This window comes from Nostoc sp. JL23 (assembly GCF_017115065.1).
Classification (GTDB): domain Bacteria; phylum Cyanobacteriota; class Cyanobacteriia; order Cyanobacteriales; family Nostocaceae; genus Nostoc; species Nostoc punctiforme_A.
The window spans coordinates 11,975-31,594 of sequence record NZ_JABXKN010000035.1 but is presented as its reverse complement, the minus strand read 5'-3'; the positions used below and the strand labels follow the sequence as shown (position 1 = coordinate 31,594).

Annotated in this window: 15 protein-coding genes and 2 tRNA genes; 2 read left to right on the top strand and 15 right to left on the bottom strand. The window is 39.6% G+C overall.

Translation table 11 applies throughout. The features are described 5' to 3' along the window. Positions 1-5 precede the first annotated feature (5 nt). Both HWQ42_RS06390 and HWQ42_RS06385 read right to left on the bottom strand, forming a co-directional pair. Positions 6-716: an AvaI/BsoBI family type II restriction endonuclease gene (locus HWQ42_RS06390; RefSeq protein ID WP_292810303.1), complete on the bottom strand. Its 711-nt coding sequence runs from the start codon at positions 714-716 to the stop codon at positions 6-8. Then, the gene (locus tag HWQ42_RS06385) at positions 701-2,134 is read right to left on the bottom strand and encodes a site-specific DNA-methyltransferase (protein ID WP_292810301.1); all 1,434 of its coding nucleotides are present in this window, start codon (positions 2,132-2,134) and stop codon (positions 701-703) included. The genes HWQ42_RS06390 and HWQ42_RS06385 overlap by 16 nt, the downstream gene beginning before the upstream one ends. A gap of 149 nt (positions 2,135-2,283) precedes the next feature. On the opposite strand from HWQ42_RS06385, the gene HWQ42_RS06380 reads away from it, so the two are divergent. Continuing rightward, positions 2,284-2,451 (top strand): hypothetical protein, encoded by a 168-nt coding sequence (locus tag HWQ42_RS06380; protein WP_292810299.1) that lies wholly within the window; start codon positions 2,284-2,286, stop codon positions 2,449-2,451. A 105-nt stretch (positions 2,452-2,556) separates the two neighbouring features. On the opposite strand, the gene HWQ42_RS06375 is transcribed toward HWQ42_RS06380, so the two are convergent. The 13 genes from HWQ42_RS06375 to HWQ42_RS06315 all read right to left on the bottom strand — a co-directional run bounded on the left by HWQ42_RS06375 (position 2,557) and on the right by HWQ42_RS06315 (position 18,194). Then, the gene (locus HWQ42_RS06375; protein ID WP_292810297.1) at positions 2,557-2,778 is read right to left on the bottom strand and encodes a hypothetical protein; all 222 of its coding nucleotides are present in this window, start codon (positions 2,776-2,778) and stop codon (positions 2,557-2,559) included. After that, complete coding sequence (locus HWQ42_RS06370) at positions 2,762-3,187, bottom strand: type II toxin-antitoxin system VapC family toxin (protein WP_292810312.1); 426 nt, start codon at positions 3,185-3,187, stop codon at positions 2,762-2,764. The genes HWQ42_RS06375 and HWQ42_RS06370 overlap by 17 nt, the downstream gene beginning before the upstream one ends. Continuing rightward, entirely contained in the window at positions 3,184-3,498 is a 315-nt protein-coding gene (locus HWQ42_RS06365; protein ID WP_292810296.1) for a hypothetical protein, read from the bottom strand. The genes HWQ42_RS06370 and HWQ42_RS06365 overlap by 4 nt, the downstream gene beginning before the upstream one ends. Before the next feature lie 599 nt (positions 3,499-4,097). After that, complete coding sequence (locus tag HWQ42_RS06360; protein WP_292810293.1) at positions 4,098-4,778, bottom strand: DUF5677 domain-containing protein; 681 nt, start codon at positions 4,776-4,778, stop codon at positions 4,098-4,100. A 166-nt stretch (positions 4,779-4,944) separates the two neighbouring features. Continuing rightward, complete coding sequence (gene ppk2 / locus HWQ42_RS06355; protein WP_292810291.1) at positions 4,945-5,868, bottom strand: polyphosphate kinase 2; 924 nt, start codon at positions 5,866-5,868, stop codon at positions 4,945-4,947. A 184-nt stretch (positions 5,869-6,052) separates the two neighbouring features. Continuing rightward, on the bottom strand, positions 6,053-11,842 hold the full coding sequence (locus HWQ42_RS06350; protein WP_292810289.1) for a DUF4011 domain-containing protein: 5,790 nt from the start codon (positions 11,840-11,842) through the stop codon (positions 6,053-6,055). An 81-nt stretch (positions 11,843-11,923) separates the two neighbouring features. Continuing rightward, positions 11,924-13,447: a slipin family protein gene (locus tag HWQ42_RS06345; protein WP_292810308.1), complete on the bottom strand. Its 1,524-nt coding sequence runs from the start codon at positions 13,445-13,447 to the stop codon at positions 11,924-11,926. A 616-nt stretch (positions 13,448-14,063) separates the two neighbouring features. Further along, positions 14,064-14,138: transfer RNA gene (locus HWQ42_RS06340), tRNA-Met, on the bottom strand. After that, positions 14,138-14,213, bottom strand: a tRNA-Met gene (locus HWQ42_RS06335). Before HWQ42_RS06335 ends, HWQ42_RS06340 begins: the two co-directional genes overlap by 1 nt. A gap of 340 nt (positions 14,214-14,553) precedes the next feature. Next, a complete protein-coding gene (locus HWQ42_RS06330; protein ID WP_292810287.1) occupies positions 14,554-15,048 on the bottom strand; it encodes a COP23 domain-containing protein in 495 nt (164 codons plus the stop codon). A 282-nt stretch (positions 15,049-15,330) separates the two neighbouring features. Then, positions 15,331-15,588, bottom strand: coding sequence for a hypothetical protein (locus HWQ42_RS06325; RefSeq protein WP_292810285.1), 258 nt, complete (start codon positions 15,586-15,588; stop codon positions 15,331-15,333). Positions 15,589-15,899: 311 nt separating this feature from the next. Beyond that, the gene (locus tag HWQ42_RS06320) at positions 15,900-17,483 is read right to left on the bottom strand and encodes an NAD(P)/FAD-dependent oxidoreductase (RefSeq protein ID WP_292810283.1); all 1,584 of its coding nucleotides are present in this window, start codon (positions 17,481-17,483) and stop codon (positions 15,900-15,902) included. Between the two features lie 132 nt (positions 17,484-17,615). Then, entirely contained in the window at positions 17,616-18,194 is a 579-nt protein-coding gene (locus HWQ42_RS06315; RefSeq protein WP_292810281.1) for a hypothetical protein, read from the bottom strand. 234 nt (positions 18,195-18,428) lie between these two features. Between HWQ42_RS06315 and HWQ42_RS06310 the strand changes: the two genes are divergently transcribed. Then, positions 18,429-19,082: a TraX family protein gene (locus tag HWQ42_RS06310; RefSeq protein ID WP_292810278.1), complete on the top strand. Its 654-nt coding sequence runs from the start codon at positions 18,429-18,431 to the stop codon at positions 19,080-19,082. Positions 19,083-19,620 lie beyond the last annotated feature (538 nt).

Here is a 19,620-nt window from a genome sequence, read left to right as displayed (position 1 = left end):
TTTTACTAAACTGGCATTTCTGTTGTTAATTTAACATATTTAGTCTGGGAGAGCCAGTTAAACAAACATAGATCCACATTACTTCTAACTAGCGGGACAGTCAGGTTATAAATTAGTGTGCGATTACCAATCTCGCTTTCCCAGCTTATTCCTCGTAAAGATAACTCAATTTCTGAGTCATTATTTGTCATGGCTATCCACTTTTTACTTTTTGAGTGTTGCCAGTGGTATTTTGTACCTGCGATCGTGAGAGTGGAGAGAATTGCACGAGTCAGCTTTCTTTGTGCCAACACGCCTCCAACATTTCGCATTGAACCACCAAGTGTGTCACCACGAGTCAGTAAAAATCTAAAAACCAATTCTTCTGGAAAGTTTGCACCTGCTGGTTCAAGAAAATTTTTGATCAGACCATTTACAGCCTCTACCTTATCCTCTGACATCAGGTGCGCTAGAGATTTATCAGATAAGCCTGCCGCAGTTAACAATCCTATCTCAATGCCCTTAATCTTTAGTAATTCAATAGGACTCTCAGCTTGATTAGCAGCTTCTTTAAGTGCCCTTGCTTCTGCGACGAATGGCGTAGCACGTCGATTTTTCTCCAGTGCAAGAGCCACAAAACCTGCACGAATTGCTTCATAAGTTGTTATAAGATCATCAATGGATTGAAGATGATTTTGGTAGGAACACATAGGAATTAAATTTATGGCTTTTTCCATACATAAACGCACTTCCGCAATGGATCGCGTCCATGATTTCCCATTTGCTGGCTACTATTACCTTTATCACTTGGCAAAACAAGAATATTTTCAATAACAAAACCTAGTTGTTCGGCGAAATCAGAGAGAATCATATCTACTGAAATGCTTGCGCCTGCATAACGAACATTGTCGTTAACCATGAATAAAAGTGCCCCTGGTTTAAGAACACGAAAACATTCTTGTATTACACACGCCATCTCATAAAAATATCCTCTGACCATTCTTGGTATACCATTGTTATTTAATGCACCCTTTGCTTTTTGGTTATCTAAATATTTCAAGATAGCCTGCAACAAATCCTGTGAATCAGCAATAGCTAAGGCTGTTTTCCAGTCTGAGTTGATAGTCAATAAATCTTTGGGGCGATTTTCAACTGTACAACTTAGCATTTCCTGACGAAGGTTAATTAACTCCTTTTCAGAAATACCAAGTAAAGCTAGTTCCAGTGCATAAGTGCGAGTATAGTCGTATCGATTGCAATAGGGTGGGGATGTTATAATTGCATCATATACGGAATTGGCTAGGCGCGGCATAATCTCAAGACAAGATCCTCCATAAAGATGAATTTGACCTTGAGAATTTTTAATTGGCAAAAGCTCAATTTGTTGTGTAGAAGGCAGTAAATCATCAATAATTTCACTTATTTTATTGGCGATCGCATTATCAAACTCTAGAATTTCGCCTTTGTTGAAAGGTTTCTTGCTCTGTCCACGACCGGAACGATAATCCCAACGCAGATACTGTCCATCTTTACGTGTATAACTTATGGATTCTAAAATGCACAGTAAGGCAAAGTTTAAAACTGCTTGGACTCTATGATTTTCTCGTTTGCAAGCTGCAAGATACTGCTCAATTGCATTTATAGTTAGTTCAGCATAAGCTCCTTTTGTGATTCTCAATTCTGGTAAGTCTTGTTTCTGCTCACACTGCTTCCAAACCTGTAACTTTGACCAATTTTTGATCCTATCAAAATCTTCAGGAGTGAATTCAGAATCTAAAAGCTTTTTAGCATTAATTATTTGTTGACCAATGGACAATAATTCAATACCGTCAGCATCAATTCCAGCTTCACTAGCAGCAAATAGCGCAGTTCCACTGCCTGCAAATGGCTCTAAAACCTTACCTTTAGTAATTTTATATCGTTGTAATAGATATTCTATAAGAGATGCAGAGAAAGCTTCTTTATATTTATACCACCGATAGATAGGTCTAGTTTTGTTAGCTTGAAAACTAACTATAAGTCGTGTCAATGAAGGATGAACTAAAAATTTACTCTGGAAGCACTGATACAGTTGCCTATCAAGATTGTCAATTTCACCTAAACCATCACTTTCCACTTCGGACACGGTATTAGAAACACTTGCTAGGCTGATCACAGATGAATTTTCCTAGAGAATTAACTAGTCAAGTTAGTATAGTTCTAAATTTTAGGGTTAGATATATGATTCGCCCAAACTTTACAAAAAGTCATTGTATATTTAGGAATAATGTAGTGTTGTAGCAATGTCTCCGACGGGCTACGCCTATGCCCTCACTCGGCAATAAACTAGGCGATGTCTACGACGGGCTGCGCCTACGCATTAAACCGTCCAATCCTCTATTAACAATCCAGGTAATTTGCCCAAATCCTGATGCTTGCGTGTTAATAAAACTAATTTACGAGATAATGCGATCGCCGAATAGCCTGTCGTAGGCATCGCAGCAAAAGAAGTAGACTGTTGTTGCGATCGCCCTCACTTGATAATAAACTAGGCGATGTCTACGACGGGCTGCGTCTACGCATTAAACCGTCCAATCCTCAATTAACAATCCGGGTCACTTTGCCCAAATCCTGATGGTTGCGCGTTAATAAAACTAATTTACGAGATAGTGCGATCGCCAAATAGCCCGTCGTAAACATCACAGTAAAAGAAGTAGACTGTTGTTGCGATCGCATGATGAGATTATTTGTGAGATGGACAAGAAGTAGACGTTGTAGCGATCGCGACTTAAATAACGTTTTTTTACTTGGGACACTCAATCAGACAACAAGATCGCAAAGCCTCTTGGGTGAAGTGTTTATCATGTGTCAGTAACTCTATGATCTCCAGTTGGCGCATGGTGTGCATAGAAATGCAATCTGTCAAGCTATAGCCTTTATCAAAACGTTGAGAATAAAGAGCTAGACCAGCTAAAAAGGATTCGCGTGTTTGTGGAATAACTTGAACCCGATCATTTTGCAGAATGCTTTGTGCTAGTTGATATATTTCGCTTCGGGTATATCTACCAGCAGTTGAGAAATAATTCACAAACTCAGTTAGCACCTCATCGGTTGTAATCAGTTTTGTTTGCATCAGCGATTTGTGTATTTCTTGAGTGCGGACGTGCCATATATCTCGTGGATTAGCAAGCGCTATCCAGTAAAACGTGTCTACGAAAACAGGATTTATGCTGATGTTTGAGGAGTTCCGTAAAGATACTGGTCGTGTTGCTCTGCGCTATCTGTGTGCAAGTTAACCAGTTCTTCAGGAGGAATACTCTGAGCAAATTGCTCGAACTCGTTGAAGAGATTTAGCAGAGAGTTATCTGCTTGAACAGGAGAAGCAATTACTTGAGTGCTATCTGCTTCTTGAATACTATCTTGATTAGAACCTTGGAACCTAGGTTGCGCCTTTACAGACTGCAAAATGTACAAAATTGCTTCTATCAGTTCCTCTGGTGCTTGCTCAATTTCTCGAATAAGTTGCTCTTTTGCCGTCATTGCTGATACCCTCAAGCAAATACCTTAAATCTTATTATTAAGTTTAACTCCTATCACTCTGACCCCATAAAAAACATTGCATATTTAGGAATTTTATAACTGCGATGTCTACGACGGGCAATTCGGTGTCGCCCTCACTCGACAATAAACTAAGCGATGTCTACGACGGGCTGCGCCTAAGCATTAAACCGTCCAATCCTCAATTAACAATCCGGTTATCTTGCTGAAATCCCGATGGTTGCGTGTTAATAAAACTAATTTACGAGATAGTGCGACGCCGATAGCGAAGCGTTAGCGAGTCCGCGAGCGTCATAGCCAGTCGTAGACATCGCAGTAAAAGAAGTAGACACATGATTGCGATCGCAATCATGTGTCAACGAAATTGAAGCACATAATAATTAGGTGTATGGCTTCAAATAGCAACGCTCACGCCGACTCAAATGATCAGCTAGTTCAGTGAGCCTATTTTGTATATCGTTTGCTAAACTGTCAAACTGATTTGGAAACTCCATTAAAGTCAGAAATCGCTTGCATAGCTTCATACTTTGACGGCACTCATATTTGATTTCTTTGATTTCAACTAATGCTTCAAAAGTTAATTACTCACTTAAAATTAGTGTACTTATGTAAAGGGCAAAAAACCTAGCCTGCAAAGTGTTTGAGGCTTGCCAATAGGAATAATGTATGTCATCATCCTCTCGATAATTGCCAGAAGCAACCATATTAGGGTGAGTATGCTCACTCAGGAATGGAAACATGATTGTATGAACTGCTTGATCATACTTATACTTACTTTGAGAAACTAAAGTTGATATACCTACACCATAGGGTAAAGTTTCGCCAGTTTCAGTATCTATAACTTGATTTGATAACTTTCGTCCTTTTTGAGAAACTGGATGTTGTAAGCGCCCTGTATAAAGACCAATTTTTTTATGCACAAAATCGTCTATATTCTCTGGATTTTGAATCGCATATATGATGTGCAGATAGTTTTCATAGACGCTACGTAATAAGCTCATCGCATCTTCAGGTAGTTGATTCTCAAGGAGAATTGATACAGCTATCAAACTTTTACACGCTTTGGTAAAACAGTAAAATACATAATCATGTACAACATACTCTTGAGAAAAGTCATTGTCCATAATTGCGTCAACTGTGCCATATTCAAAAACAATACTTTGACAAAGATTAATTTGTTCATTGAGCCTTCGCTTGAAAGCTGTTAATAATCTTAGTAATGCTGTTTTTTTACGTATATTTGACGAATCTGTGTCAGTCATTAGGTCTAACTTAAAAAGTGTCGCAAGAAGAATTTATTATCAAAATTCGGATTCTCCACAGGAGTCGGTGTCTATGCAACACCCATAGATAACGTTTGCACAAAGCTTTTGACTTCTCGCTATATTCAATCATTAGTGAGAAGTTGCTACACAACAGTGATGTTGCCTAATACACTTGAGGTACAAAAAACTGCTCATTGCGGGGAGCGCGAACATAATCCTCAGCCACAGGTCTAGACGGAAGCTCTAAGGGAGGCGGGGTCATATCTTCGTAAGGAACTTTGCTCAACAAATGATGAATGCAGTTGAGCCGCGCCCGTCTTTTATTATCTGCTTCAATGGTAAACCAGGGAGCTTCTGGAATATTTGTGTAAGCAAACATGGTATCTTTTGCTTTGGAGTATTCTACCCAGCGATCGCGTGATTCTAAATCCATTGGGCTGAGTTTCCAGCGCCTTGCTGGATCGTGACTGCGAGAGAGAAAGCGTTCCTCTTGTTCATCATCGCTGACGGAGAACCAGTACTTGATTAAAACAATGCCCGAACGCACCAGCATTCGTTCAAATTCCGGGCAAGATTGCATGAATTCTTGATATTCTGCTTCAGTACAAAAACCCATCACCTTTTCAACTCCGGCTCGGTTGTACCAACTGCGATCAAAAAGGACAATTTCACCTGCTGTCGGAAGATGTTGCACGTAGCGCTGAAAATACCACTGAGTTTTCTCGCGATCGGAGGGGGTTCCTAGAGCAACTACACGACAGCCACGAGGATTGAGTGGATCGGCAATGCGTTTAATTACTCCTCCTTTGCCGGCAGCATCGCGCCCTTCAAATATGACGACAACCCGATAGCCAGTGTGCTTAATCCAGTATTGCATTTTGACTAGCTCAATCTGGAGTTGCTCTAGTTCAGTTTCAAAAGTCTTTTTGGGAATTTTCTTAGCAAAAACTTCTGTGCTACCATCAAAAATCCGTTTGGATTTTTTAGCTTTTTTCTTGTCTTTTGCCTTTACTAGTTTTTCTATTAAGTCTGTAGAGGGTTGAACTAGACCATTATTTTGTTGGTTTTCAACTTCATCAATTGACATTGCAGTGACTCCATGCCATTGAATCGGCATAATTATCTATAAGGTATATATTTTAATGCAAACTGAGTGTAAATATACACCTTTGGAAGTATGGCAATACCAAAGATGTAAAATTTTTATTTTTTAGTTTAATAGCAGAACACAGCAAGACCTATCGAAAAGCGATCGTGGACGAACCTTTTAGCTATTTATTTTGTTGTAGTTGTTTAATTTTTTCTATCAACAGACGAACTTGAAAAGGTTTGTTACGAAACCAGTCTGTTGACCAAATGCGGTGAATTTTCCAACCAAGCCTTTCAAGCACCTGTTGTCTGAGGCGATCGCGATCTCTGGCAGTAGGTGAACTATGGTAAGATGCACCATCACACTCAATCCCCAGTAAAAACTCACCAGGGCGATCGCAATTGACTACACCAAGGTCAATCCTATATTCTGAACATCCAATTTGGGTGCGGATAGTGTATCCCTGCTCAACTAAAGTATGGTAAACATCTTCTTCAAATGGCGAGTCAAAGTGAAGCTTATCTGTGTAAGAGTTGCCTTGCAGTCTTTCTCCACCACTCGCTGCGTATTCTAAGTAGTTACGCAGTGCTTCTGCACCTTTGCTTTTGGCGCGTGTTAAATCGATGTCACTAGCCACAATGGAAGAAACAAGTGTAATTTTACTTTTTGCCCGCGTTACAGCTACATTCAGTCGTCGTTCTCCACCTTTCCAGTTCAGGGGGCCAAAGTTAAGTAAAAGCTTACCTTGATCATCACGAGCATACGCAACACTAAGTATGATTGCATCTCGCTCATCACCCTGAACGTTTTCCAAGGCTTTGAGAAAAAACTGCGGTGAGTTATCCCTGCAAAACGTCTCCAGATTAGGGTGTTTTTTTCCCAAAATCTCAATTTGCTCTCGAATCGCATCGGCTTGCTTTTCGCTAAAGGCAATAATACCAAGGGATTGTTCGGGAAATCGTTGAAAATGCTCCAATGCCAACTGAGCAACCACTTGAGCCTCACGTCGATTATCTGTGCGTCCACCGCGATCGAAAACGCCATCGGGAACGTGCTTAAACCACACTCCCAAATCTAGATTTTGAACTGGGTTTGGAAATGTAACTAACTGAGATTTATAAAAATGACGGTTCGAGAAAGCAATCAAACGCTCATCCTGACTGCGGTAGTGCCATTTCAGCCTGCGTTTAAACATAAAATTTGAACATTCATCTAAAACGCTTTCATAGTTTGCATCATCATCTTCACCGATATCTTCTTGACTGTCTCCAGTTGAAAAGAATGATGTGGGAGGAAGCTGTTTCTTGTCCCCAATCACAATAATTTGATTAGAACGGATAATTGAAGGAACAACATCCTCAGTCCGAAGCTGAGATGCTTCATCAAAGATGAGAACATCAAAATGAAGTACATCTGGATTTATATATTGACTAACAGAAAGTGGACTCATCATCCAGCAAGGCTTTAAGGCTTTGACGAGATTTGGTATTCCCTTTTTTGTGTCGTTGAGTAGTTTACGGATGGGTAAATATCGACCTCTCCTAGCCGCTTCTCTTTTCAAATTTTGTATCTCAGCTAGAATTAGCGAGGTTTTTTCCCAGTTTTGCCAGCGTTGCACATGAAGCTGTTTTAGACGTTTTCTAGCAGTATCTAATTGGTTATAATCTAGCTTGGAAAACTCTTTAATTTGCCGTTCGTGTACTTCAAAATTAAAATTCTTCAGTTCAGGCTTTCTAGCAAGAATAGCATCAAGACAGATTTGATAAATTCGCTTTTCCAAAACTGGAAACCATTGCTCTGGTTGAACTTGATTTTCACGTAAAGCATCTAAAAACTTATTATTACCCAGATTTTCGAGTTTCTGATAAGTTTCTTTATAAGTCAGCCATTCTTGAAAATAAGGCAGTTCCGATTGAGCCAAGTTTAAGAATTTTTCTAGTTCAACAAAAGTAATTTGATTGCGAGGTAAGTAAGAATCTGTGATTTCACTTTCATCAAAATGTGATAGCAGGAAATCTAATCCTTGCCTAATACTGTGATGAACTGACTCATATTTCTTAACTAATTCAGCAAGTTCACGCCGTTTAGCAGGAGAATTTAGAATGCGCTGGACTGAATCAGCAGAAAGCGAATACTTTTGTAAGCCAGTCAACCAACTTAAAGCTTGTTCGATTTCTTTTAATTCTGCTTCATTAGAAACTTCCGAGTTAAATAAAGATCCAAAAACCTGACGAGGCTGGTAGTCAATATGACGTAGCCTATTTTGTACAGACTCAATAGGATTAGGTTTGTTATCGCGCAAAGCATCTAAGAAATCTTGAACTCCTAACCTTTCTAGTTGCCCATAGATTTCTTTATAAGTCAACCATTTACGGAAGTCCGATAAGTCGGATTGAGCTATGTTTAAAAAAGTTGCCAGTTCGGTAAATAAAATTTGACTATGAGGCCGATATTGCCCAATAATGTCATTCTCATTAAAGTATAAAAATAAGAAATCCATACCCTGGCTAATATCTTTAGGAAGAGATTCAATTTTCTTAACTAATGTAAGCAGTTCGTGCCGTCCAGAGGGAGAATTCAGAATTTGTTGGACTGAATCAAGAGGAAGAGAGTACTTCTGTAAGTCAATCAACCAATTTAAGGCTTGTTCAATTTCTTTTAACTCTACTTCACTATAGATTTCTGGGTTAAATAAAGATCCAAAAACCTGACGAGGCTGGTAGTCAATATGACGTAACTTATTTCTTACAGACTCAATAGGATTAGGTTTGTTGTCGCGCAAAGCATCTAAGAAATTTTGGACTCCTAAACTTTCTAGTTGCCTATAGATTTCTTTATAAGTTAACCATTGGCAGAAATTTGGTAAATCGGATTCAGCTAGGTTTAAAAAAGTTGCCAGTTCGGTAAATAAAATTTGATTATGAGGCTGATATTGCCCAATAACATCATTCTCATTAAAGTATGAGAATAAGAAATCCATACCCTGGCTAATATCTTCAGGAATGGATTCAAGCTTCTTAACTAATTCAGCTAATTCGCGTCGTGCAGAGGGAGAATTTATAAGCTGCTGGACTGAATCTGTAGGAAGCGAATACTTCTGTAAGCCAGTCAACCAACTTAAAGCTTGTTCGATTTCTTTTAACTCCGCTTCACTAGAAACCTCCGGGTTAAATAAAGAGCCAAAAACTTGACGTGCTGGGTAATTGCTTTGATATAGTTCGTTCCGTGCAGCTTGTATTTGAACTGCTTGCGCCAAATCACGTTTTAATTCGTTGTGAGAAACTTGCCCTTTTTTAGTACTTAGTTTCTTCAAAAGCTTGACATCACGCCTGTATCTGGAATTAAAAATTCTAATCAGCCAAAAGCGACTATATTTCTGATATCTATTAGCTAAAGCAGGTAATTCTGAAGAGAATAATTCAGGATGATATTTTTGTTTTAAAATTAGCTCCTTGTCTCCCAGAGTTTTAATATCTGCTTTCATTTTGCTGAAGGCACTCTGAGCCATTGAAATATCTAATTCAGTCCAATTGTTGGGTAAATTAGATGGAGCTTGCAATATATGCTGAAGAGCAGGAATGCAAACTTCTATATCTCCCAGATTCAATAAAGGCTTAATATTAAGAATTCTTTGAAGCTGTTGGCTAGCTGTCTGAATCCAAGAAATTGCTTGTTTAAATTTATTAATTTTATTATTTAATTCTAACTCCAGCGTTTCAGAGCAGAAATTTAAAGTACTTTGTGCCCAAATCGTTGTTTTGTCTCCTCTTAAAAATGGAAGAAATGAAGAAAGCCGACCCAGCAAACTTTGTGTTTCTTGCGAAAGCTTATTTTTTTCAACTTCTTGAATATCTGTTTGCAGAATATTAAAAGCATTCTGAGCAATTGATATATCTACTCTAGTCCAGTTCTCAGGTAAAATAGGTGGAGCGTTCAATATATGTTCAATAGCAGGAAAGTAAGTTTCTACATTTTCCAAACTCAATAAAGGTTTAATCTTTAAAATAATTGAAATCTGTTGGCTAGCTGTCTGAATCAAAGAAATTGCTTGTTTAAATTTATTGATTTTATTATTTAATTCTAACTCCAGCATTTCAGAGCAAGAATTTAAAGTACTTTGTGCCCAAATCGTTGTTTTGTCTCCTCTTAAAAATGGGAGAAATGAAGAAAGCCGACTCAGCAAATTTTCGGCTTCTTGGGAAAGCTTATTTTTTTCAATCTCTTGAACGTCTGCTTGCAGAATAGTGAAAGCATTCTGAGCAACTGCTATATCTACTCCAGTCCAGTTTTCTGGAAGATTGGATGGAGCTTTTCGTATGTATTCTATGGCTGGATAACACTTATCTAAAGACTCTAAATTCAATAAAGGTTGAACTTGGAGAGTCTCTTGTAATTCTTGATTAATGTTTTGGACTGAAAAAATTGCTTGCTGAAATTCCTCTATTTTCTGTGTAATTTGCAATTGCATTTCATAGGAATAAGAATCTAGAGAACTTTTTTCCCAAATCGTTGTTTTTTCTCCTTTAAAGAAAGGCAGAAATTTTGCTAATTCATTTAATAAGTCTTCCGCCTGTTGTAATCTAATAGCATTCCATTGGCTAAAGTTGGAAAATATGACATTAATATTGGGAACGGCTTCGCGTTCTTTTTTCAAAAGCTCACCAAATATCTCAAAAGGTGATTTATCTAGAGGCTGTTCTTTAGCATGTAAACTTGTCAGATATAATTTTAGAGATTGACGAGTAGAAACAAGCTGCTCAAACAAACCGTGATAATTTTCTGCACCGTAAATTTGTTTAATATATTCAATAGTTTGTGATAAATTATTTACAAGCTCCCGCTTATCTGTTGTTCCACTATGGTGGAGATTAAGACATATATGGTCTAAACCACATTCAGCCATACGCTTATAAACCACACTTAGCGCTGTTTCTTTTTCTGCAACTAATAAAACTGATTTGCCATTGCCAACCAGTTCAGCAATTATATTTACAATAGTTTGACTTTTACCTGTTCCTGGTGGCCCTTGGACAACAAAGCTAGAACCAGATTTTGCTGCTTCAATCACGACTTGCTGGCTAGAGTCAGCATCAAGAATTTGAAATATTCGTTCAGGTTTAACTTGTGAATCTAGAGCAGATGCAGGTAGAGGTTCTTTATAGTTAGACTGATAATTAGTTAAATCACCACTAATCGCTTGTAAGATTGGGTGTTCAAAAATCAGAGCTTCATTTTCGATAATATCCCGAACCATTGCAGCTTTGGCATAAGAGAACAGTGAGAGAAATACATTCTCTTTAATTTGCCATGTCTTTTGTTTTGCTAATAGCTTCTCAATTTCAGCAATAATTTCGTCATAAGTTAGTGTTTGTATAGCTTCTCCCTCTGGAAGCTCAATCCCAAAAGTTTGCTTTAACTTTTGTGTCAGCGTTGGATTTAATACAACATCTTCATCTAATAGAGCTATTTTATAAACATCTCGTTTAGGTTCTTTAATTAACTCTACAGGTACTAAAATTAGTGGTGATACCAAAACATCTTCTGGCTTATCCTTGTCCTTGTCATACCAAGTCAACGTTCCAAGCGCCAAGAATAAGCTGTTTACCCCTCGTTCTTCAAATGAGCGTCGTGATTCAAGACGCAATTTATTCAGTCGTTTCAGTTGCTCACTGCCTCTTTGACGAGTAATTAATTCAAGAGGATTTTTTTGTGCTGATAATGCCTTGGTATTTCTGGACTGAATAATATCTTGATGTTCGCTATCTAGTATTTGAAAATAAAGCAATTTCTTATCTTCTGTCAGATTTTGGAAGAGAAAATCTGGTTCTTCTGTCAGAATTTCTAATATTCGAGGACTATCTTGCCGAAACTTGATGAGAGGATTTCGTCGTCCTAAGTCAGCCAGCCCAGCTTTCCACTTTTCAATTTTTTGAGCAAGGTTTTGTTGAGAGTCTGAAGCTGACTGTCGCATACTCGCTTTTCTCGTAAATAGATTTAGCGTCTAATATTATACTTAATCTTCTCATTATTGCGTGAGTATTTTCCCTGATCGCTACGGATTCATCCGAATTAAGTCTGTCAAAATACTATCCAAGCTGCCGTTAACTTGAATTCGATCGATCTTTTCTGCAATCCGCTCTAATACTTCGAGTTCCTTCAAACGCAATGCGACGGGGTTATCCTCCATCACTTTGGCAGTGTTTAGCATACTGCGGGTAGCAGCCGTTTCTTCTCTACGTCTGACTACATTTGCTTGAGCGGTTTTTTCTGCCTCAACTACTTTGCTCAAGATAGCCTTAATCTCACCAGGTAAAATAATATCTTTGACACCTACAGAATCTACTTCAATTCCATAGTCTGCGGCTTTCTGGCGAATGTATTCAGAGATGCTTCTATCAATTGCACCTTTATCCTCTAATAAACCATCTAAGTTGCGTTCGCCAACCGCACCACGCAAAGCAAACTGTAATTCTTTGTATAAAAAACCAGAAATATCTGACAACCCGTTTTTTGCCCTCAATGGGTCTTGGATACGAAAGCCAGCCGTCAAGTTCAACCGCAGAGGTACTTTATCTTTAGAGAGGATGTCTTGACCGGATACTTCCATATTTTGTAGTCGCAGGTCAATGGCTTCGGTTTGAAAAGAGCGGCCAAATAACCACCAAACATGTACTCCTGGCGATCGCAGTCCTTGAAACTCTTGATTAATGTATACTAGTCCAACGTGTTGGGCGGGAACTTGGCAAATATGCAAACAGTTGCGACTGAGCAATTTCACTTCTGCTGAACCCTCAACCAACTCAGCGACTAAGGCAGGCTGCAACTGAGCATCAGCGCTGATGTCGAGAATTTCCACTTCAACACCCTGCCAAAATAACTTGCGGCTGGTGGGTGGCAAAATAGAAATCACTTTACCTCGATAGCGCACAATTGCAACTTGCGAAGTCTGTAATTGCACGGGTTCACAGTAGGCAGCAATAAAGTCGGGATGTTTTTCAATGAGTACATCTTCCAGGGGAAAGTCTGGGTTAGGGATAATCCGGCTCAGAATTCGGACTGTAACATCTCTATCTACCGACCAAAAAGCATACTCTCCAGGTTCTAGAGGTCGCACAAAATTATTTTGCAGATATAGTAAACCAATCTCATACTCTGAGATTTGGAACTTTTTCAGTCCATTCAATGCAACTGAGCGCAATTGCTGTACAAAGTAAGCAGGCAATTCTAAGCTTTCTTCTAAGTTGAATAGATGAGACTCTACCTCAATAAAACCACGCCAAAAAGCAATCAATTTATTTGGTGCAACGCTTACCCAATTCTGACCATAGCGGACTAACGCAACTTGATTGAATGCGGTTCTGATAATCAATAAATGTTCTTGTAGTTCGGCTTCATGATTTCGCAATAACAGTTCTAGGTTTTCAATTTGAGCTAGTGGCTGATTTAGGTCATAAATTTTTACTTGCCAATGGCGACCAAAATATGTGTGTGTACCGGGCTGCAAAATTTTCTTAAAGTCACTGCGGTGATATAAGATGCCGATTTCGTTAGGTTTGAGATAAAACGTTTGCCACATAGTGATTTGCATAAATAATTTGTGTGATAGTTTAAGTAAGCTAGGCGATGCCTGCGGCGGGCGTAGCCCGCAACTAGCTAAGAAGATTTGCTCAAGACATTTATAACCTTCCTTGAACTCAAATACCACTCATTTTCTTACAGCTTAAATACTAGAGTTCTTGGAGGTTGCAACCTTGTGGAAAAAGCCTAAAGGATTAATTTTAGCTGCTTGTATTACTGTATATTACAAAATTTTTAACTCTGCAAGTGCAAGTGTTTACAGTTTAGGTGTAGGCAAAAGATTCTCCAAAGCTGGATTAAGATTGCTGTTACTTTTCTCAAACTGCTCTATGGCAATCTAGAAAAAAGAACCGCGCTCAAATATGCCGTTCATTTGCCAATCCAGAATCCCGAAGAAAAACTAGATGTCGGAAAGGAAGGGACATACTCAAGTTAGGGAGAAATGCAGTTGCGCTTACTCCTTAACTGTGGCCACCGAACATTACCTTTACGAATAATGACCGACAGCAAAACACTTGCACGCAGAGTTGAGAAAATGAGGGGTCTCGAATCTGTTAAGATCCGTACCATATTGGCTACCTTGGAAGGGTATTGTCTTTTAACCCGGACAGGGTTGGGTGAAAGTATAGGAATCGAACCTACAACACATCGATTATGAGTCGATTGCTCTACCAGTGAGCTAACTTCCTGGAGTTTGATACAGGACTCGAACCTGTGACTAATCGATTATGAGTCGATCGCTCTGCCAACTGAGCTAATCAAACGATGGTATAGTTTAAAGTACTCGGCGGTATACGCTGATACCAGAGGTTGGCGCACCAGTTAGGCTTATGAAACCTAAACTATAGCTTTGTAACTTTAATTACTATCCCGCTTCAAATCTAGCATAGGAAAAACTATCTGTGGTAGCGGCACAGCAATGCTTGCGCGTGTTAAACGAAAGCCGGGGCGAATGGAATTCGCGGCTACACAAAAAAAGTCCGCCTTCGCGGACTAAAGAAAAATTGAGTGTTTGAAACCCACGGAAGTGGGTAAAGCCTAGTGTAGACGCGGTTTATAACCGCCCTTTTCATGTTAAGTTGACTTACCTGGAAATAGCTGTATTTATTCTTTGGGAATTCCTAGATGTTCTCTCAAATCAACGTAAGGTGTTCTATTGCTTTTACCGAGGGGTTGATGCCAAGCCAGGAGATTATTTAGCGCTTGCACACCATCTTCATTGGGTTTGAGGGTCAATATCAAGTTTTCACAGCGTCCACTGACTTGATTTGCGGTGCAAATCACATTTTGCCCATTCATTTTACCGACAGTAATAAACCTCAAGTCTCTGTTGCGGCGATAAGTTTCCAAGCGTTGGCTTACTTCTTGACAGCGCGTCAGTTTATTGTAGCCAGCGTCTTTGAAGTAATTAGAAGTCCAGCGAACCCAAGGCTCAGTAATACCTTTAGGATTTTTGTACACCGTCACAGGTTTGTTTCCTGATGTGTCACAATAAAATCCTCGCCTACTTTCGGCTTGACTTGGCTGATTGATGGTTGCAGTCGCACCGAGAGCGATCGCACCTGCAACCAAAACATTTGTCAATGATGCCAATTTCATGAGTATCTCTCAAATCTTGAGTAAAAAGTTTTTATTTGCCTTGCATTTAACACTCTCCCTACTAAAAATAGAGAGATAATATAACGTGAGTTCGACAAGTCTTATTTGACCTCTCCCCCAGCCCCTGTCCGACACGGAGAGGGGAGCAAAAAGCTGAATTTTTCGTTGCTCCTCCCTTTCCGTTTCGGAGAGGGAGGTTGTCCGGGAGAGGTTCATCGAACTCACGTTAATATAAGAAGATTTAACTTCTTATATTCCAATTGCTTAAAGTTTCAGGCGTTTTTACTTGTATATATAATGAGCCGCAACCCACTTGCGACCATGATTTGTTTTTTCCCAATGTGCAGGAACTAGCACTTTCTTTTTCACTGGTGGTGTATAACGTTTAATTTGTGGTGGTTTTTTTGCGATTATTTGAGCAGGTCTATTAGGGCTATGGGGATTGATAATAACCTGTGATGCTGACGCTTGCGAAGGAATAGAAGTAACAGCAAATGGTAAAAGAAGCACTGCACCAGCAAGAATTTGTTTGATATTCATGACTAAATTTCCTTTAGTAAATTGTATGATTAAAGTTCTGGAAACCTTAATCTGGTTGATGTCTCATGTTTATAAGGATATGATTTCAAACAGCTATACACTAGTGATAAAAGTAACTAGTTAAATTATGACTTAAGTAATATCTCATGTCTGGGTTTATCAATGTCATATACCAATACGGTTCAGTTAAGCATTTTTTCCTCTCTCTGTTCTCTCTGTGCCTCTGCGGTTCGTTAAAAAAATTGACTTTGATAAAGAGTTTTAGCCTTAACTGAACCGTATTGTGTCATATACTCGTAAAGCTTTCTCTGTCACCTTCTCATGATGGTTGTCATAATCTTAAAAAAGCCGAATGCTCCATTTAAAACACCTGCTGTTTTCACTCCACCCATCATCGCTCCCATAATGCCGAGTGAAAGTGTATCGACTCCGGTCAGGTATAGATTTTTAATTGGTGTTCTAGCCCCGATCCAGGATTGATCCAGGCGTTCAGGAATACAGGGAATGCCGAAGATAGCACCGCGATCGCTAGCATCAAAGTGTTCCACCGTCAGTGGAGTCGAGAGTTCGGCATACTCAATCAAATCCTGAAAGCCAGGATAGTGGCGCTCTACTAACTGAATCAGGGATTGGGTAATTTGGGCTTTCAGTTCAGTGTAATCCGCACCTCGCCGTCGCCAGGATTGTTCCCGCCACTGCGAAAATAAATCATAGTTAACGTAGGCAATGATTTCTGCCGTATGCCCCTCAGCTAATGGATCTTTCAGCGATGGAAATGAGAGATAGCAGAATTTAGGTAAATTATCAGCAGAGATGGGTGGATCTTGGACAATTGCGTCGTGGTTATAGGTCGTGTAAATCCAATGGTTCTCGCCCTGAAACCCTAGTTGCTGTGGACTCTCTTTTAACCCTAAATATACCGTCACCATACTGTTACCTTTTGGAAACGCTTGAATTTTCTGGCGCTCTGCCAGGGGGTAGTTGGGTGGAATCAGCTTCACATAAGTATTAAAGGCTCCGGCATCAGACACCACAATAGGTGCAAAGTACGTTTCCATGTCTGCCTTGGCATGTGCTGTATTTTGGGCTTTCACTCCCACTGCCACCCCGGATTCCAACAAGATTTCTGTGACTCGGCGTTGGGTGATGACGACACCACCCCCTTGTTCAATCACGGGAATAATGGCTTGCGCGATCGCCTTTGCCCCACCCACAGGATACCAGCCGCCCTTAAAATAATGGGTAACAATCGCACCATGAATGCCAAAGCAACTTTGGGATGGCGGTAAGCCATAATTTCCCCACTGGGAAGCCAGTAATGCTTTGAGTTGGGCATCTTGAAAATGTCTGTTCAAATAATGCTGGGTCGTTTGTCTAGCAATGGCCCCAAAATGACGAACAAACCGCCTGAGTAGAGGATGCAGCAATACCGGAAATAGCTCCAACATTGAATGCGCCCCAAACCAAAATGCCGCTTTCTGGACATCCTTAAAGTACCGCCGAATGGCTGTCTGCTCGCGAGGAAAGCGCTGGATTAGATCAGACTGAAAGCGATTAGGGTCAGAATAAACCTCAAAGGTGAAGTTCGGGTAGACAAATTTTTCAAACGGATCGGGCATCTTGTGCCAATTCAAATTGCCATTGGTGAGATAGTCAAACACAGCTTTGCCAGTGCCTCCATCTCCCATATTTCCCACATAGTGCAGCCCAACATCCCAAAGAAATTTTCCCTTGCGCTCAAAGGTATGAGTGAATCCCCCAGGGGTGAAATGCTGTTCTAACACTAAAACGCTTTTGTGATAAAGCTTAGATAGGAGCGCGGCAACTGTCAACCCACCAATTCCAGAGCCAATCACAATTGCATCAAACCGCTGCTGTCGAGTTGTTGTTAGCATAGTTCCTCTCACAAAATATTGAAAGCAGGAGTATTATTAATTTGCCCCAACTCCGCAAAAAATAAGTAGCTCAAAGTCTACGATGAGCTACACGCTTGAATTTGATAGATGCTTACAATTCCTTGTTGTAGCTCAGTCTGGAAAAGCTAAACCAGTCATGGGGTCACGAATATACAACCCTAATGTGAGACTACGCATCGCTTCATCCCAAACGGGTATTAGTTGTTCTGCTTGATCTGCCCAATAATCAAATGTAATCAAGCACTGAACATTTGACCCCAAACCAATGCAAGTCCGCGAAAAAGCTTCCCGTGGTTCTTCTTGAACATCAATGAACTTCATCTCTGTCCAGACAATTCTGGCGGTTTGACGCTTGACGGTAATAATTTCTCCTTTGGAAATGATGTTGCGGCTATCGTCTTCCAGGACTTTCTTCAAGGTGGATTTTAGCGGAAACTGGCTCCAGTCGTTGGGTGGCAGGCGATTAAAAGATACTTCTAAGCAGCAATCATCGTTAGGTGGTTTTTTATCGAGGAACTTGAAAGATTTTTCTTGCGGCTCAAAAACCCAACTTTGGGGAACATTCAAGCGAACAGCGCCTCTATCTGCAACAAAAATTTTGTAGCCTGATGGAGATTCCCAGCGATGGTCAGGTTTTAGTTCAAGCGTTTCTTTTATCCACTGAAGATTACTTTTTTTACGCTTTGCCATAGTGTTTCTGCATTTTATGCTGAAGAGGGCGTCACCGATAGCGTAGCGTAAAGCCTTTGGCGTAGCTTGCTTCTCCGTAGGAGTACGCTTAGAGCGACGCTGGAACGTCACAGCCCGTCGTAAGACATTGCCCTTTTTGTTAATGTTATCAAATTGCTAGTATTTTGAATAACTCTTATATTAAATAAAATTTTCGGGATTTTATATCAAGGAATCCAAGGTAACTGTAACGTTGTGATTAAAGTTTCAGCTTTTAGCATTAAAATTTTAGCAGCAGTATTCATGGTTATGGATCATGTGTGCTATTTGCTAATGCCAGAGTTGGTAATCTTGCACTTATTGGGGCGATTGAGCTTTCCCCTCTTTGCATGGCTTCTGGCTGAAGGCGAAAAACATACCCATAATATACACCGCTATGGGAGGAGGCTATTAATTGCAGCAATAATATCTCAGCCAATCTATAGTATTGTTTTCCAGAGCTTATCACTTAATATTCTGTTCACGCTTCTTCTTGGACTTGTAATGTTGCGCTTAGTAAAGCGTTACCCAGAATTATGGCAGCAATTAATAATTATTGGCTTGTGTGCAGCAGTTGCCGAGGGCTTGGGCGTTGAATATGGAACTTATGGGATTGGAGTAATTTTCTTGATGTCCCTAATAGACAAACTCAAACCCAAAGTATGGTTGCTCTACTGGTGCATTTTTCACTTTTTTATTTTAGTAATCCTATCCATGCTTAATATATTTCAAGGTTGGGCAATTCTTGCGGGATTCATTGTTTTTCAATTTAATGGTCAACAAGGTTCGCGAGCTAAATGGTTCTATCTCTTCTACCCGGCTCATTTGATAATTTTAGGTATAATCAATTATTTAATCCAGTCCAGGTAACATTGACTGACTATATTGCCCTACAGATAACCTCAAAACAATTGGCTTCACGAATTGAGGCAAAGCATCCCCTAACTAAACGGCGATCGCAAATAAAATAAATTTTTATTTAACCTAGTATCCGACCCTTTAAAATCAATAAGGGCTGGCGGTGACGCGCATAAGAATTTTGCTAACATCCATGTCATCAGGTTGTTCGATTGCATCTGCGATCGCTCAAGCAATAGCCTCTGGTGGAATATAAATCTGGCAGAAATCCTGCATCCCCCGATGTGCCTCACTATCCGAAATACTATCGGACAGTTTTAAACAAAGTTGAGCAATTGAGCAATTGTATTTTTATTGCTAAAAAGGTCTAAAATGCAGATACATTTATCTATATAGATAGATACTATATACCCACATATCTTTCTTTAGGAAGATATATTCTTCCAAATAAAACTTTTATTAAACTATGAATTTGAAAAAATAGTGGATATACATTTTCTTCAATGATATTCATCAGATAAATATTCTAAAGCTTAGTCTTTTGTTAACG